This window comes from Proteiniphilum propionicum (genome assembly GCF_022267555.1).
Taxonomy (GTDB): domain Bacteria; phylum Bacteroidota; class Bacteroidia; order Bacteroidales; family Dysgonomonadaceae; genus Proteiniphilum; species Proteiniphilum propionicum.
Map to the genome: position 1 here is coordinate 1,373,432 of NZ_CP073586.1, position 17,799 is coordinate 1,391,230.

Annotated in this window: 13 protein-coding genes; 11 read left to right on the forward strand and 2 right to left on the reverse strand. The window is 37.4% G+C overall.

What is annotated here, in order from left to right; translation table 11 throughout:
- The first annotated feature begins 47 nt into the window (after positions 1 to 47).
- The 9 genes from KDN43_RS05395 (at position 48) to KDN43_RS05435 (ending at position 12,643) form a co-directional block, all read left to right on the forward strand.
- Positions 48 to 2,012 (forward strand): RagB/SusD family nutrient uptake outer membrane protein, encoded by a 1,965-nt coding sequence (locus KDN43_RS05395; protein WP_238868639.1) that lies wholly within the window; start codon positions 48 to 50, stop codon positions 2,010 to 2,012.
- Between the two features lie 26 nt (positions 2,013 to 2,038).
- Positions 2,039 to 3,301, forward strand: coding sequence for a DUF5126 domain-containing protein (locus KDN43_RS05400; protein ID WP_238868640.1), 1,263 nt, complete (start codon positions 2,039 to 2,041; stop codon positions 3,299 to 3,301).
- A gap of 18 nt (positions 3,302 to 3,319) precedes the next feature.
- The gene (locus tag KDN43_RS05405; protein ID WP_238868641.1) at positions 3,320 to 4,435 is read left to right on the forward strand and encodes a DUF4998 domain-containing protein; all 1,116 of its coding nucleotides are present in this window, start codon (positions 3,320 to 3,322) and stop codon (positions 4,433 to 4,435) included.
- A 96-nt stretch (positions 4,436 to 4,531) separates the two neighbouring features.
- On the forward strand, positions 4,532 to 6,790 hold the full coding sequence (locus tag KDN43_RS05410; protein WP_238868642.1) for a hypothetical protein: 2,259 nt from the start codon (positions 4,532 to 4,534) through the stop codon (positions 6,788 to 6,790).
- A gap of 123 nt (positions 6,791 to 6,913) precedes the next feature.
- Entirely contained in the window at positions 6,914 to 7,642 is a 729-nt protein-coding gene (locus tag KDN43_RS05415) for a FadR/GntR family transcriptional regulator (protein ID WP_238868643.1), read from the forward strand.
- Between the two features lies 1 nt (position 7,643).
- Positions 7,644 to 8,546: a dihydrodipicolinate synthase family protein gene (locus tag KDN43_RS05420; RefSeq protein ID WP_238868644.1), complete on the forward strand. Its 903-nt coding sequence runs from the start codon at positions 7,644 to 7,646 to the stop codon at positions 8,544 to 8,546.
- Between the two features lie 151 nt (positions 8,547 to 8,697).
- Positions 8,698 to 10,167, forward strand: coding sequence for a sodium:solute symporter family transporter (locus KDN43_RS05425; protein WP_238868645.1), 1,470 nt, complete (start codon positions 8,698 to 8,700; stop codon positions 10,165 to 10,167).
- Between the two features lie 96 nt (positions 10,168 to 10,263).
- Complete coding sequence (locus KDN43_RS05430; RefSeq protein ID WP_071135906.1) at positions 10,264 to 11,493, forward strand: IS4 family transposase; 1,230 nt, start codon at positions 10,264 to 10,266, stop codon at positions 11,491 to 11,493.
- A gap of 130 nt (positions 11,494 to 11,623) precedes the next feature.
- On the forward strand, positions 11,624 to 12,643 hold the full coding sequence (locus tag KDN43_RS05435) for a hypothetical protein (protein ID WP_238868646.1): 1,020 nt from the start codon (positions 11,624 to 11,626) through the stop codon (positions 12,641 to 12,643).
- Between the two features lie 188 nt (positions 12,644 to 12,831).
- On the opposite strand, the gene tnpC is transcribed toward KDN43_RS05435, so the two are convergent.
- Positions 12,832 to 14,133, reverse strand: coding sequence for an IS66 family transposase (gene tnpC / locus KDN43_RS05440; protein WP_327065913.1), 1,302 nt, complete (start codon positions 14,131 to 14,133; stop codon positions 12,832 to 12,834).
- Between the two features lie 305 nt (positions 14,134 to 14,438).
- On the opposite strand from tnpC, the gene KDN43_RS05445 reads away from it, so the two are divergent.
- Positions 14,439 to 14,618, forward strand: a complete 180-nt coding sequence (locus KDN43_RS05445; RefSeq protein WP_238868647.1) for a hypothetical protein — start codon at positions 14,439 to 14,441, stop codon at positions 14,616 to 14,618.
- A 62-nt stretch (positions 14,619 to 14,680) separates the two neighbouring features.
- Here the strand turns inward: KDN43_RS05445 and KDN43_RS05450 are convergent, their stop codons facing one another.
- Entirely contained in the window at positions 14,681 to 15,271 is a 591-nt protein-coding gene (locus KDN43_RS05450) for an RNA polymerase sigma factor (protein ID WP_238868648.1), read from the reverse strand.
- 495 nt (positions 15,272 to 15,766) lie between these two features.
- Here KDN43_RS05450 and KDN43_RS05455 point away from each other — a divergent pair, with 495 nt between their 5' ends.
- Complete coding sequence (locus tag KDN43_RS05455; RefSeq protein ID WP_238868649.1) at positions 15,767 to 16,702, forward strand: hypothetical protein; 936 nt, start codon at positions 15,767 to 15,769, stop codon at positions 16,700 to 16,702.
- The last annotated feature ends 1,097 nt before the right edge of the window (positions 16,703 to 17,799 follow it).

A 17,799-nucleotide genomic window follows, 5' to 3' on the forward strand; every position in this document is an offset into this window, starting at 1 on the left:
ATGAAATTCTCAAATTATTGATACAACAATTATAAAGAAAAAATTATATGAAAAATTTATCAAAAATAGCATTTATACTGTCATTCATGATTACTATTATTTCATGCAATCAGTTCTTGGATGTTGTTCCTGATGATACTCCTACGCTCGATCATGCATTTGCTAACAGGGCAATGAGCGAAAGATATCTATTTACATGCTATAAACATCTACCCGACCCGACAAACCCATACCATTATCCCGCACATTTGAATACCAACGATGAATTTTATCTTATTGGTGGAGAATCAAATCAACATACACAATCGGCTCCATCTACAGAGATACGTAGAGGGAATCAAAACAGCAACAGTCCTCTAATGGATTATTGGTCTGGAAAAAATGGTGGACGAAGCATGTTTAATGCTATACGAGATTGCAATATTTTCCTCGAAAATATCAATATACCAAAAGATATTGATGAGACCGAAAGAAGCCGATGGATTGCGGAAGTGAAGTTTTTGAAAGCTTATTATCACTTCTTCCTTTTACAGCTGTACGGACCCATACCGCTGATCAAAGAAAACTTCGAGCTTTATGATTCTCCTGAAGCAATTAAAGTATATCGAGAGCCATTTGATGAGTGTATTGATTATATTGTTGAGCTTATTGATGAATCTCTCTCTGATCTACCTTTGACAATTACTAATAATATTCAGGAGGATGGACGTATTACACAACCAATTGCATTAGCTGTAAAAGCAAAAGCTCTGACATTAGCAGCAAGCCCACTCTTCAATGGAAATAGTGATTATAGTGGATGGGTAGACAAAAGAGGCGTACAGTTAGTATCAAACTCTTATGACAATGAGAAGTGGAAGATAGCATTAGACGCGATTGAAGAGGCAATTGATGTTGCTCACAGTGCTGGTCATCAATTATATAAGTACAATAAAGATGCAGATGGACAGTTTAATATGAACGAGAGTATCTCTATTCTTATGAACACAAGAAAAGGCATTACTGAGAAATGGAATAGTGGAGTAATTTGGTCGAGTATGGAAACGTTCGGAAATAAAAACAACATCATTCCAACGTATGCCGCAATGGCTAATTTTCAATGGATTTTATTTCCTATTATGTATAGTCAGGATGTAGGAAAAGGTCCAACCTCATACTGCTACGCCTCTTTTGATATGGCTGAGCTCTTTTATACCAGAAATGGAATACCTATTTACGAAGATCCTTCATGGGATTATTCAAGTAGATACAACATACGCTATAGCACTACTGAAGATAATAATGAGCACTATATTCCTGTGGGAGAAGCTACTGCAGCACTAAACTTTGATAGAGAACCGCGATTTTATGCAAGTCTTGGATTTGACAGAGGATATTTTGAATTATCTACCACTTCGAACAATTTTGGAAGTTCTTTTAGCCGTTATCTCACACTTCGAGCTGGAGAAGCTGGTAATCTCTCAAATGAGACAGGCTATTCTGTTAAAAAACTTATTGCATTTGAAACCTCTTTAAGTCGTGGCTCTTCAAGTAATAATTATCAAGGTTACGACTATAGATTTCCATTAATAAGACTTGCAGACCTATACTTGCTGCATAGTGAGGCTGCGAATGAATATTACGACAGCCCGAATGATGAAGTTTATGTATACATAGACAAGGTACGTGAAAATGTAGGACTACCCGGAGTAGTTAATTCATGGAGTAGCTCCTTGAACCCCAACCGACCTTTTGATAAGGTTGAGATGCGAAAAATAATTCAACAAGAGCGCATGATAGAACTTGCATTTGAGGGTCAACGATTCTGGGATATAAGAAGATGGAAACTGGGAGATGAATATTGGACACGTGCACCAAGAGGGTGGAACCAGAAAGGCAGAACTCTCGATGAGTATTACCAAGTAATTAATCTTGGTAAACCAAGAAGTTTTTCTCCAGTAGAATATCTTTGGCCGATAAGTATTTATGATTTAAGAATTAACAATAACTTGGAACAGACTTTTGGCTGGTAGATTTGTAACTAATAACATTTGATTTTATGAAGAAAATTTTACTTATACTAACTGTCTGTTTGTTGATTGCCTGCGAACAGAACGAACAGATAAAGGTGAAACCTGCACAATTAACTGATTACAAAGTTTCGCCTATTAATGGAGGTGCTACAATTACTTATACTCTGCCTCCAGAATCGGATATTTTATATGTTGTAGCTGAATATAAGAGAGATGGTGAGATATTTACCGAACGCTCTTCATTTTATAATAATAGCATTACAATTGAAGGATTTAATGTAACAACTCCTATTGATGCTATTCTGTATACTGTTAATAGAGAGGAAATGAAGTCTGACCCAATCCAAATTGTCTTTGAGCCACTCGAATCACCTTTAAGCTTGGCTTTTAAAACACTTGATGTTTCAACAGGTTTTGGTGGAATTGTGGTTTCATGGGAGAATTTGAATTCTACTGAGCTTGGAGTGAGGCTTATGGTCAAAGAGAACGATGAGATTAAAAACAAAGATATGTTTTTCTCCAGCTTCGAGAAAGAAAATCATACTTTCAGAGGATTTGAAAGTGAAGAAACAACTTTTGCAGTTTCAATTGAAGATAAATGGGGAAATGTATCTGATACTATATTTTATACAACTACTCCATTTTTTGAAACAGAGGTACCTAAGCCTTTTGGGGATATGAGGCAAACAATTCCGTTTGACATTACTACACAAAATCCCACTTTTAATTGGCCAAGACTGTTTAACAACATAGTGGGAGATGATAGTTGGCTGACAACAACACCAACAGCAGCAAATCCTCAACTTTGTGCTTTCACAATAGACTTAAAACAAGTGTATAAACTGAGTCGAATGACTATATGGCCACGTATGAGGCCTAACAACCATAATGATGTATATGCCGTAAACAATGTTCTTTCTTTTGAGATGTGGGGTACTACTGAAATAGATCCTGCAAGACTGTCTGACCGCGCGTACTGGCTTGATGAGCATCAGGATTGGAACACTTTTAATCCTGGACTTGAAATACCAGACTATACTTTTAAAGACGATTGGGTATATCTTGGATATTATGAAGTGGAACGACTGGATTTAAAGGGTGCTACTCCAACAGATATTATGAATCGTGCACTACAAGGAGAACCATTAGATATCCCTATTGATGTGGGACCTGTAAGATATATACGCTTTTTCCCACGCTCGACAGACAAAGGAAGTCCAACGCCTGGTGCAATTTTTCAGATAGCTGAGCTCAGTTTCTTTGGGGATAACACAGTGAATCAAGAATAATTTAATACATTGAATAAAATGAAAAAAAATATATTAACATCCATTTTACTCATTCTCTTATTTAGTGCTTGTGACGATATGAATGATATTCATCAGGATTATCTTGATTGGGGAGAATCTGTCTACCTTGGGAAACCCGATTCATTGAATATATATTCAGGACTGGAACGGGTAAAATTGACATGGGTAAATAACAGTGATCCTGATATAAGTGAAACTGTCATATATTGGAACATGAGGAACGACTCAATTGTTAAACCTTTTGAGAGAATTTCGAGCGCTAAACAAAAAGATTCGATAATTATTGACAACTTACCGGAAGGTGATTACAATTTTGAACTTAAAAATAGGAATAGTAAAGGGCAAGCCTCACTTGTTGCTTCTGTGAGGGGTTCATCATTGGGAGATCATTACAAGAGTGGATTGAGACCACCCTTAGTATCATCAATCAAAGTGAATGATTATAACACCAATACCAAATCGGCAACTGTTGAATTAAACTGGATAAATAGCAGTGGTAGTGTTGGTGTAGTAATTCGTTACAACAAATATACTTCGGGTGAACTTGTAGAACTAAATCTTGATCCAAGCCAGACCAGCATTACACTTACTGATGTTGGCAACAGGTTGTGGAATGCTTCAGACATGATCTATATGTCATCTCTCTACGCACCCGATCAGTCAATTGACACACTCTCGTCATCCTTCTCAGAAAGCCAGATTGTAACTTATACAGCTACAATAGGATACAGACTGGATGTGAGTGCGACTGGCGTTCCGGGAAACAAAACTGCCTACGGCATAAATTCTCCTGCAGGTAACGTAATAGACAAGCATTTTTGGCTCTCCAACAATGACACTAAAACTCTTATTTGTGACCGTTTTGGCAGTTTTGGAATGGCAACAGATTTTGCAAATTTTCAGTACTTTCTAACTTTGAAAAGTGATAATTCGTTTGATATCACCGGAGCATCGTTTACTGGTACGCCTCCTACATTATCCTACTCTATAAGCAATACTGAAATAGAGAGTAATTTTGACCCGGAGACTGGAACAATTTACATCAACAATATGAGAGTTTTAGCTACAACTGGTGCTCTCACATACTTTGAGGAGGAGTTAATACCTAAGTAAATATTTAATAATAAGTAAGACTGATTAAAGCGGGAAGCAGGTTATATAAACGGACCTCCCCTTCCCGCTTGAATTATATTAAAAAAGAAATTCAATATGAAATGTAGAAGTATATACAAAATTATTGCTACGTCATTTGTATTAATCTGTGCAATATTTGTCGTTTATGCAAATAACGATAATGATATAATAATAGAAAATGAAAGTTTTATTTTAACAATTGGGAAAAATGCTGAAGCTAAAAGTCTTTTGCTTAAGTCTTTTGGTAAAGAAGTATTGATGTCAGGAACAGGTATCAAAGCTTTTACTGTAACTCAGGAGCGCCCCTACAACAATGAGTTGAAACTGGCATACCCAAATAAGAAAAATACATATCGAGCTGATACTGTTTTCTGGCAAGATGACAACAATCTAGTAGTAGGCTTTGAATTAGTGCCTTATCAGGCCATCATCTCTGTTGATATATCACCTCAATACATACGATTTTCTCTTAAGGATTTCATAATTGAATCAAATGCTTATCCTTCGTATATGAAAATTACTCCACCCCCAGCTACAGAAGTGTGTCTTCTTCAATTACCCATTATTAAAAGGGCTAACTTTGGAGAGTGGCTGAACGTAGTTTGGGATGATGATGTTGCTGTAAATATTTTATCTACAGATGAGTATACACAAATTGATTCAGAAGAACAGCAGGAATATTATATTTTAAAGGCAAGTGTTGTTAAGGATATAAAATTTTTTGACACCGGAGCAGCTCTTATTGCTTCTGCAACAAATCACTTGCTTGAGAATATAGCTCAAATAGAAGAAGATTTTAACCTTCCGAAAGGAGTAGAGAGCCGCAAGAATAAGCTCATAAATGCTTCTTATTATTGGGCGGCAGATCTTAATCCAACAACTCTTGAAAGGCACTTACAATATGCAAAGATGGGTGGTTTTAGACTTATGCTTATTTATTTTTTTAGTTTTGAGGATCAGCTTGGGTTACGTAAAATAGGGAATTATGAATATAATAAAAAGTTTTTTCCTAATGGAAAGCAGGACCTTGAAAGCATGCTAAACAGAATTAAAGAGGAGGGTATTATTCCTGGTGTTCATTTTCTGCATTCAAATATTGGCTTATCCAGCAAATATGTGACTCCTGTACCGGATTACAGGCTTAATATTTTAAAATCATTTAATCTTTCAAGACCTATCGGAGAGAAAGATTCAATAATATACGTAGATCAAAACCCTGAAGGTATAACTATGGCCGAAGGATGTAGGGTACTCAAAGCAGGAACCGAGTTGATTTCTTATGAAAGCTATACGACATCGCCACCATACATGTTTTTAGGCTGTAAAAGAGGTGTGGAAAGAACTACTGTAAACAGTCTCAATATTGGTTCACCCATTGGCCTCTTGGATATTAGTGAATTTGGAGCTAATAGTGTATATATTGATCAAAGAACCAGTTTGCAGGATGAAGTGGCAGAAGAGATCGCAGACATGTACGATGCAGGCTTTGAGTTCATTTACTTTGATGGAGCAGAAGGTGTTAATCCACCGTTCAATTTCACGATTCCATTAGCGAAATACCGTGTATTTAAACGTTTAAAACCGAATCCTATATTTGCTGAAGGAGCTGCAAAAAGTCATTTTAGTTGGCACATGCTTAGTGGTGGAAATGCTTTCGATACTTTTCCACCTGAAAAGGTAAAGTATTCTATAGCTAAGTATCCGGCAGAACAAGCTCCACGCATGAGAAAAGACTTTACACGAATAAATTTCGGATGGCTCAACTATATTCTTCCCAGCAACAACACAATAGGTACTCAACCAGATATATTGGAGTATGCAACAAGTCGTGCTGCATCATGGGAGTGTCCGATTTCATTACAATCAAATTTGCAGCGTTTAGCAGATCATCCAAGAACAAAAGATAATTTGGAAGTTATCAAGCGATGGGAAAAGGTGAGAAGTGAAAACTGGCTTTCAAATGAACATATAGAGATGCTGAAAGATCTCACACAGGAACATCATTTGCTTATTAATGAAAATGGAGAATTTGAACTTGTTCCTGTATTCCAAATTAATAATATTGCTGATAATAATCGAGATGTCAGAGCATTTACGTTCAATCGTAAAGGACATTGGTATGTGTTATTTTGGCATATTTCGGGAGAAAGCAAACTTTTATTGGATGTGAAAAAGAGTGAGGTTAAACTATATAAAGAATTTAATGTAGTTGAGACTATAGATATGGCTCATGATCAAATTATTCTACCCGTTAGCGGTCGCAGATACCTGAAATTTGAAAATAAATCTCGGGATGAAATTGTAAAACTGTTTAAATCAGGAGTTGTAATTTAATTATACAAAGCACAGTATTGACTTTCTCTAGCTTCTTATAAGTTTTAACAATATAAAAAAAATCATATGTTTGTATTGTTAATATGTAGGAGATATGTAGTGTGGGACCCTAAAATAAAGGATATGAAAAGTTTAGAAATAAGTAAAGTGACAACAACTTTAGTAGATTTAGCTGAAGAAGCAATAATGGATTTTATTAAAGGTTCTGACCTCCAGCCAGGGGATAAATTCCCTTTTGATGAGAGTCAGCTTGCAGAAAAGTTGCAAGTAAGCCGTAATGTAATCAGAGAAGCTTTAAGCAGGCTACAATCAATTGGCTTAATAGAAAGTAGGAAAAGAAATGGTATAATTATGCGAGAGCCAAGTCTTAAACATATTTTAAATCGAATAATTAATCCGAAACTATTAAGTGAAAACAAAATTACTGATCTATTAGAACTTAGGTATATATTAGAGATAGGTATAGTTCCGATCATTTTCGAAAACATTAACAAAATGGACATATCAGAATTGCGAAAGATAATACCAAATACAATAACGAGTAATGTTTATGTTAGACTTTCGGCAGATGAAGAAATAGAATTTCACTCACGTATTTATAAAGTTGCGGACAATAAAGTCATAAACGAGCTACAGCAAATTATAATACCAATTTACAAATTCATTCAAAAAAATCATTCTGAATTTGACATATACAATAAAAAAATAAGAGATGAGAAATTGTTCGCATCGCATTCTGACTTAATTGATGCCTTAGAGTCAGGAGATCAAAAAAAGTATGAAGATGTAATCAAAAGGCATTTACTGGCCTATCATTTATATATTAAAGAACAAAGGCAAAAAAACATTTAGTATGAGATTAACTAAGTTTGAAGGATTGATTGCTGCAGCCGTAACTCCTATGACTGCAAATGGAGAAATTAATTTGAAAGGTATAGATAACTATTCAAATTTTTTAATAAAAAGAGGAGTAAAAGGAGTTTTTGTAAACGGCACTACTGGTGAAGGATTGCTTTTAGATGTTAATGAGCGTAAAGCAATAGTTGAAAAATGGATGAAGTATTCTACTGATTTGAAAATTTTAGTTCATGTTGGAAGTACCAGTATAAAGGTGGCTCGAGAACTGGCATCGCACGCAGAAGAACTTGGTGCTGATGCTATATCGTGTATGGGTCCATCTTATTTGCCACCACAAGGCACTAAGGAATTAGTGGAGTTTAACAAACAGGTTGCAGCGAGAGCATCTAATACCCCTTATTACTATTATCATATTCCGATAGTTTCAGGTGTTCATGTAAGCATGGTTGACTTTTTAGGTGAGGCTCACAAAGTTATACCTAATTTGAATGGCTTAAAGTATACGTCATATAACACAATGGAGGAGCAAATGTGTATTAATTTTATGAATAAAAGATTTGACATTCTACATGGGCATGATGAAAGCCTACTGTTGGGATTAACTATGGGTGAAAAAGGTGGTATTGGGACTTCATATAATGTATCATCTTCAATATTCGACAGAATTCTTGCTTTATATAAAGAAGGGGATCTATCAGGGGCAATGGAATTACAATATGAAGCAAATCAATTTATTGAGCTCTTGCTGAAATATGAGAACACAATTGTAAGTATAAAAGCAATACTTAATTTATTAGGTGTAGATTGTGGACCTTGCAGATTACCATTAAGGAATTTGAATTCTGAAGAAATAAAGTCACTTGAAAGTGACCTAATGGAGTTCGATTGGATAAGATGAAAGCTTAATATTTTACATCAATACCTGTAATGAGTAGAAATAATAGTCGCAATTTATGTCCGGATAGAAAATCTTATTAGTTGATTAAAACCCAAAATAGAATTAGATAATACATCTCTATTTGTAACAATTACGAAAAGAAAAAATAAACATGAAGCTAACATACTTTGATTGGGCAATTATAATAGGATATTTAATTCTTATGTTGTTATTAGGATTTTTTACTTCGAAGAAAAATAAAACAGCAGAGGATTATATTTTAGGAGGAAAATCAATGAATCCTTTTATGATTGGTATATCTCTGTTTGCTACGCTCTTTAGCACGTTAAGTTATCTTTCATATCCCGGCGAAATGATAAAATATGGTTATGTGTTTTTAGTAGGCGTATTAGCTTTTCCTGTAGCCAATTGGATGATAGGCAAGTTTCTGATTCCGAAGTTTATGAGAATGAACGTAAAAAGTGCCTATGAAATTTTGGAAATAAAATTAGGTGCTAAGAGTAGGAAGTTAGCTGTTATTTTCTTCCTGGCATTACGATTTTTATGGATGGCAACAATCATTTATGCAACGATTGAGATTGCATTTGTTCCGATTTTTAATTTAAACAGTTCTCTTGTTCCATTAATAAGCTTTATATTATCTCTGCTCACCATAGCATATACAACAATGGGAGGTATTAAAGCAGTGGTTAAAACAGATGTAGCTCAGTCTTTTATAATGTTTTTTGGGCTAATTCTTACAATAGTTTTTATAATTAACCATTTGGGCTTGGAACAATCTATATTCAAATCATCAATTTATTCTCATTGGGAGCCTGTTGAATATATGATCAATCCTATTAAGAGAATGACCGTAGGAAATATTCTCATTATGACTCTCGTTTGGCAGGTATGTACATCTGGGTCAGACCAAATTGCCATACAAAGATATCTGTCAACAAAGGATGTGGAGTCTGCTAAAAAGTCATACAAGATTTCGCTTTGGGGTTCCACAATCATTCAGATATTATTAGCTGTTACAGGCTTATGTGTAATGACATTTTTTTTCTATAACCCGAACTTGATCGAAGATGGTGGAACTATGTTTGATAATGCTGACTCATTATTCCCTTTATATATAAGAATTGGGCTTCCCTCTGGCTTAACAGGTTTGATTGCTGCAGGTATTCTATCGGCAGCTATGTCAAGTTTATCCTCTGGTCTAAATTCAAGTTCAGCAGTAATTTCTGAGGAAATAATTAACAGAAAGGGAGAAAAGCACTCCGAAACTACGGACTTAAAATTAGTAAAAAAAACATCTTTATTTGTTGGAGTACTTGTGGCTCTATCAAGTTTATTACTGTCTTATATTACAGGTAATTTGTTTGATGTTGTACAAAAGGTTGTAAATTTAATAGTGGCACCTCTTTTTGTTCTATTCTTTCTGGCATTGTTCGTTCCTTTTTCAACTGATAAATCGACAACTATAGCTGGAATTTTATCGTTAGTAATCGCAATTTTAATTGCATTTTTTGAAATATTCGGAATATCTTCCTTATGGATTATGACACTTTCTTTAATAGGAGGTATACTAATAGGAGTAATTTTAAGTTATATCGAAAATAAAATAAATCAGTACTGACCGACTAAAAAATAAGGCGCAAAAAAGATAGGGACTTAACCGAAGTCTCGTCCCTAAGTTGTAAATTTGGATTGTCTAAAAACTAAATTTCCAACCATGGGCAAAGATAAGTCAAAAAATTTAGTCGGTCAGCCACTGTTCAAACAAATTGTGAAAATGTTGCCAAAAGATGAATTTGATCTCTTGGTGTCGAAGTGCGGGAGCGACCGTTACTATAAAACATTTTTTTCTTGGGAACAGCTTATAGTGATGCTCTTCGGCATCTTTTCACGTTGCGATTCCATGGGGGAAGTCTGTGACGGGATGCGGGCATTGGGTGGGAAGCTGAATTACCTTGGTATGGACGTGGCTCCTGCAAAGAGCACGGCGGGCGACGCTTTGCGTGATCGTGATGAAGAACTTTTCAGGCTATATTATTTTGCCCTGATATCCTATTTTCGTCCGCTTTTATCGGTCAGCCGAAAAAAAGACGTCAGTTTCGATGAGTTTTACGCTTTCGATTCCACCACGATGACCCTTTTTTCACAAGTGATGCAAGGGGTGGGACGCAACCCCAAGGGTGAAGGCAAGAAAAAAGGAGGCATGAAAGTACACATGCTGACCGACGTGCACACGGAGACGGCCGTTTTTGCCAAGATCAGCGAGGCAAAAATGCATGACAAGAAGTTCCTGGCACATTTAAATCCCGGAAGGGGTAGCATGTTGGTCTTTGACAAGGCATATAATTACTACCTGCAATTTGCTGAATGGACACTACAGGGCGTGAATTTTGTTTGTCGCTTGAAGGATAATGCCAAAGTGCAGGTGCAGGAGGTTTTGTTTGAAAGGACGCTCTCCAAAGAAGAGTTCGGCGTTTACAAGGTCGAACACATCCATTTGGATTACAAACAAGATAAGCAGGTAAAAACGGTTTGTTTGCGATTGGTTCATTATAAAGATGAGCAGAAACGAAAATATAAGTTCATAACCAACAATTGGTCGATAACGCCCCAAGAGGTTGCTTTGATTTACAAGTATCGCTGGACTATCGAGCTATCGTTCAAAAAATTGAAACAGAACTTTCAACTGCATTTTTTCTATTCGGATACGGAGAATGGTATAAAAACGCAGGTTTGGTGCACGTTGATCGCACATTTGTTGCTTCAAGTCATCCAGGTGGTGAATGAAAGCAAGAAAGCGTTCTCAACTATTGCAGCTTTGATAAGGATACACCTGATAAGTCATTTGGAGTTGGCTTGGGTGGTGACCGAAGGCAGAAAGGCATACACTAAACGGGGAAAAAGACGGAACAAAAGTCCCACGGCCATACAAATGTCGTTGTTTTAAAGGGGGTAGGTTTTATGAAAACAAAAAATGAAATTATAACAATATAGATATCTGATAATTATAAAAAGGGATCGGCAAAACGCAGGTTTTGTCGGTTAATAGTGAAAATAAATAACAAAAAAGCAAGTATATGAGAAAACAATATTTAATTGTATTAATACTCTTTTTTTCATCAAATTTAATGGCACAAACTAATTGTGTTACAGTAAAAAAAATATGGGATAATGGTAAACATAACGCGTTCACCTCATTAATTAAGTTTAAAGATGCCTACTACTGCTCTTTCAGAGAAGGAGAGACACATATCTTTGACTCTTCAGGAAAAGCTGAAGGAAAAGTTCGTATTTTAAAATCTATTGATGGAAAAAACTGGAAATCAGTTGCTTATTTCGGAAAAGATAACTACGATTTAAGAGATCCTAAACTTTCAATTACTCCCGACCACAGACTCATGGTAACTATTGGCGGTTCAATTTATGAGGGTTGGAATTTAACAGGTAGAAATCCAATGGTTGTATTTAGTGATGATGGTGAGTGCTTTTCTGACCTAATACCGGTAAAAATTCATGATGATGCCGGTAACGGTAAAGATTGGATTTGGAGAGTTACCTGGCATAAGAATATTGGTTATACAGCGATGTATTCTATGACAGCAGATAGAGAGGCATACTTAACTTTACTCTCGACCAAAGACGGTATTAACTATAAGTTTGTTTCAAAACTTGAAGTTCCAAATTTTCCAAATGAAGCTACAATACGCTTTGACTCGGATGATAAAATGTATATTATGGTAAGACGTGATATTATTGGATGCTGGGGGAAAAGCAACTATCCATATGTAAATTGGGAGTGGAAAGATATGGATATTCGTCTTGGTGGACCAGATTTTATTTTCTTGGATGATAACACAACCATTATGGGAACACGATCACATTACACATCAATACCGAAAACAGTATTGCTAACAGGAAAAGGAACAGAAAAGTTTGAAGAAGTTTATGTATTACCCTCAGGTGGCGACAACAGCTATACAGGTTTTCAGATTGCTGAAGATGAACTATGGGTGAGTTATTACTCAACTCACGAAACCAAAAATTCATCAATTTACATTGCCAAGATGCCATTAAGTATATTTGAGTCAAAAAAATAGTCTTAATATGAGATCTTCTTTTCTTTCATATTTAAGTTAATTAAACTTCTGTAATTAGCAAACTTACAATGTACAACTTTTGGCAATATGCAATGTACAGGTTTAACATTATATTGTAACTACTCAGGTACCCCCTGTCATAGACAGAGAGTCCTGACTACTCGTCAATAACTATGCTATACTCGAAACTACGCTTTAGCAAGGGATGCAATAACCCGAAGGACCTCATAGGGGTTCTGTCCGTTCTTGACCGCTGTTTGGATGACGGAGGCAACGGTAGCATAGTTCCCGGCTCCTTCCTCGGAGCGGAAGCACCCGCTGACTTTCAATTTGGTCTTGGCCGGTCTCAATGCCTTCTCGGAGTCGTTGTTCGTGGGAGGAACAGCTGGATTGGCGAGGAAGGTAAAGATATAGTCCCGGTGTTTGGCAATGCCTTTTTTGAGTTTGTCAAGTTCGGTATTCCCCCCTTCTTCTTTCGTGTAAACCGGAGGCCTTTCGAGCAGTTTGTCCAGTCTTTCTTCCATATCTTTCCTGACCGCTTCTCCAATGTCATTTTCATTGCGATGATGGACGGAGTCCCGCAGCAAGTCGAGCATGTCGAGGCTCCATGGATCATCCGGAAAGGCCTGCATCGTGTAGGTGAGGTTCCGCAACAGATGGGCAATACATATCTGGTGATCCTCCATCCCCACCTCTCCCATGAAGTAAGCCGGAAGCCGGTCAGTGACCCATACCTTATTACCCCGTTCTTCCCGGGTAAAGTGCTTGTTGATGACATGATGGCTTCTGCTGCTGCCAAAGGCGAGGAAGGTGGCCACGGTATTCTGGAAAGCCCAGAGCCAGTTGTTTTTCCCGTTCACGTTGATCCCGGTCTCGTCCGCCCCGGCAACCTTTCCACCTGCAACTTTCTGACGTATCATTTCGTAGGGCGTTTTGGAGAATTTCCGCATGGCGTTCAGCATGTTCGATACAGAGCCTTCACTGATGTGGAGTCCGAAGATGGTCTCGTACAGATGGGTGAGTCGCTTGAACGGAACATTTTGGTAAGTGCTGAGGTAGGATGTCATCGCCATGATGTTGGGGCCGAAGGATACGGGAGCGTTCACCTCTTCCGGGAACTGTCCCTTGCAGCAATGCCCACAGGAGCACTTGACCTGCATCGTCATGTGGTTCACAACCGTGGCCGCAACCGGAAGCGGAATGTCCACCACCTGGCGTGTGGCGCAGACGATCGCAGAATCCATCTCCAGCGGCTTTTCACATTCTGGACACACCGGGACGGGGTACCACTGTTGGGTTTCCGTTACATTCTCGGATTGGAGCAGGGTGCTCCCCGAATGGCCTTTCTGCCCACCGGACTTCCTGCCGGAAGGCTTGCGCCGGGACTGTGTATGCCGGATGCCAATTGGATTCCCGGAGGGCGGAACGCTGCTGTTCGTGCTGGTCTTGATGACGGGTTTCCTGCCACCCCGTGTTCGGCAACACGGGATGCAAGCTCGGCTATACGAGCCTCTTTGACTTTTATTTCACTGTCACGGACAGAAAGAATAAGATCCATCCGCGCAAGTTCCCTGTCCTTCTCCTCAAGGGTTTTGACAAGAGCCCTGTTGATCTTCGCCTGCACCAGCAGCCGCTCTGCCAGTTCTGTGGAGTCAAGCTCTTCGCAAAGGCCGAGTTCCCGAAGGATCTGCCTGCGCCGCCGGGAGAGCTTTACCCGGTCTGCCTCGACACTCTTTCCAAGTCCTGTATTAAAGTTCTTTTTCATACCTCCACAAAGGTCGAAAAAATAATGGACATGTGCAAATATAATGATTTGGGCATCAATGGATTAAAGGCTGTTCCCAGGCGTTTTGGCGAGACCTGCGCCTCTTATCCCGGAGGGTCATTCCAAAAATTTTTGGAGCCCTGCAATACCCTCCAAATATCCCTCAACAAGCTGATATATAACAATTTCAATCCATGGATAGCGGCATGAGGAAAAATTCAAAAAAAGTTACAACAGGATCTCGACAACCCTGCGACATTCTTCATCATTGGTCAGAAAAAGGGCACCTGAGTAGTTACCGAGATTATAAGAAAGAAAATAAGGGGTGAAAAGTTTTCACTTTTCAATTTAGCCAATGTCTTCGACATCAGTTTGTGACACGCAGGAACGGTTATATTCATCAAATTGGATATCTCCACATAGTCGTAGCCCTGTATAAATCGAAGATAAATTATTTCGCGCTGACGATTGGTGAGAACATTCAGTATATTATTTATCTTCTTTTCTAGGCTTAGTTGCTCTTCTCTGTCTATCAACTCATCCTCTATTGTTACTTTCAAAGTAAAGGGTATGGGATTCTGAATATATTCGTTATCGAAGTCAATATATTTTTTTTGGGCTTTGTCGATGTCGAGAAGCCTGTTTTTAAGTGACCGAAATAAATAGAATTTTATATTTTGCACATTGTCCAGTATTTTGCTGTTGATACATATTTTACAAAATATATCGTGAATAGCATCCATTATCAACTGGTGATTGAATCCGAGATTCTGTGCATAGCTATATAAATCATCGACATACTGATTGTATAGAGAATCTATATCAATTTGTATATAATTATACTTGTCGCTCTTGTTCGTCATAATGTTCAAAATTATTGCAAAGTAACGAATTAATGTAATCAATAATATGAAACCGGCAATAAATTTTCATTAAATCCGATTTTAAAGTAAAGGCGCATGATGCTACTTTCTTTTAATCCTATGATTTTGGAATCAGCAGGTTTGGAGTTTCTAAGCACTTCGGATTTCAATATTTAAGATATTTCCGTCTTTTGAGAAATCCTAGTTAAATAAAGGCTTTACTTTTTATATCAAATTCACCTGTTGTCAAGAACATGCATTTTAATTTAGAACAAATATCAAACTAAATTAATCTAGATATGATGAGTATAAAATATTGGTTCAAAAGACATGGTTAAAACAAAAAAATAATTACCTTTATTGGTGGTTATCTGACAACGTAGAACAATGCAAACAACTGTCGAAAGAACCATTACCAACTCGTTACCTGCGAAAATCAACACTTTCCTAACCGATTGATAATGAAAAGGTAAGATTATATATGCTGCTATCGAATTGAAATACCTGACTCATGAGATCAATAACTATATCGATATTATCACTCTGTTCAATGATACTGAGCTATTACGTGAATTGTATATCACCTACTTACAACGTTTTTACGGAATAGAAGAGGAGGATTTACAGCTTATCACTTTCGATTATGACTTTTCCCAGGGTATACCAATTTTCAAGTCGATCTTTTATCTCGCCAGATTCCGCAAAATACTTTCTCACTCTGAGAGATCACTTTTTTTCAATGATAATTTCAGATATATCGATTTTTCAGCGGATCATCTTTCTGTAGAATTATCAGAATGTTCTCTTTCTAGAGAACGTATCCGTCAGATAAATAAAATTCTGCCGTCAAAACTTCACGACAATATAAAAAAGATTTATAAAGAAGATTTTCTTGAGTACCAGTTGAACACCTATTCATGCAAACAGCATTCCGATTTTATTCATGTGGATAATAAACTGTTACAATGGATCCAAACTTCTGAAAAAGTGCCATTCACAAAACAATTTGTCACTTTTGTTTTGGCTACTTTGTATGAAAGTACCCATTTTATGCTCGGGGATGTCGGATGGTTTTATCCAAGTTATCGTAAACGCTATTTTTTCGAATGGAAGAGTTTCTATCTGATTAGCCGGCGATTGGAAAAGATATTCAATTTCAGAGAATTCGTTCTATACCTCTCTAAATTAATTGCTGAAGAGAAGCAGGCTGAGCTTATTAAAATTACTGACTTTCGTACTTTTTTGAAACAATTCTTTTACACTAAAAGATATCATGAGATGGATAGAATAGCTGCTATTTGCGAATCAATCATCCATGACGAATTTCCTGATTTGATTAACATGGTTGATGGGAAAAACAGAATCAAATCTTTTTTTTCCACTATTGTCGCAATCAATAAATTATATGAAAATAAAAAATTTAAGGACTAAATCGCTCTTCAAAAAGCTAACCAAACTATAAAATAAAATTCATTTATTATACGATGTTACAGCTCGGGATTGTGATTCAAGATGTCCAGTTTATTTGCATAAAAACTGGACAAATATACGATAGTTTCACCTCATAATGAAGTCTGCAAATAGAAGAATACAATATATATACAATCGATTTGTTCCGGAAGAAAAGGTTTTCACCTAAATTGACTTTAAACTGTAGGTGATTAAAAAAGAAGTGCTTTTCTCGACGTGATTATACCTGATACAACATTATCAAAAAACAATATTGAATCCCCCCGGCAAAAACAGCTTCTTATATTCAAATTTATACCCAAAATCCGAATCCAACAATCAAATCTAAAACCATTTCTGTTATGGCACACCGGCTGTTTTTGCCTTACCGACAGTAGGATCCATATACCCACTTATGTTCCTCTCATCATTTCAACCCCTCCGGCAAAAACAATATTCTGGGATTTAATACCCAATATCTAATTGTTGTTCAATAGTCCGATTCTATTTTCACTTTCCAAAATCCTGTTTTTGCCTCACCTGAAGTGAAATCCATGTACCCACTTCTGTTCCTATCAACATCCCCCGACGGTCCGTCTCGCATCTTAATCCCAATCATGATCCGGTCCATTCCCCACCGATATCCCTGGTTCCATCTTAATCACAATCATCCACCGGTCTCCCCGGTTATCAATCAGCAGTAGTGTCCATCACCATCCCGTTTCTAGATCCTTCACCCAAAGTCCAACCGGAACAGGTTATAAGGTGTTCGTCATTCGCTCACTTAGTTCACAAAACATGTGAGCAAGGGCAAGCAAGTGGCTTGAAAAAAATCTCCACACCTCGCTCCACTTCGGGTAGTATTTTTTCGCCACCCTTGCACACAACGCAGCCACACTTCACTCTTCCGCTCCTGCACACTCGCTGCGCTTCGTTTGGTGCTCATCGTGGCGTGGCTGCTTGTTTTGTTGCACATCGTTCGCTCAATCCTCACCCGTGGCTACTCTTGCCCCCTTAAATCCCCAATAAGGTATTCGCTGACGCTCATACATTATTTGAAAGGGGGCAACCGCCACTGA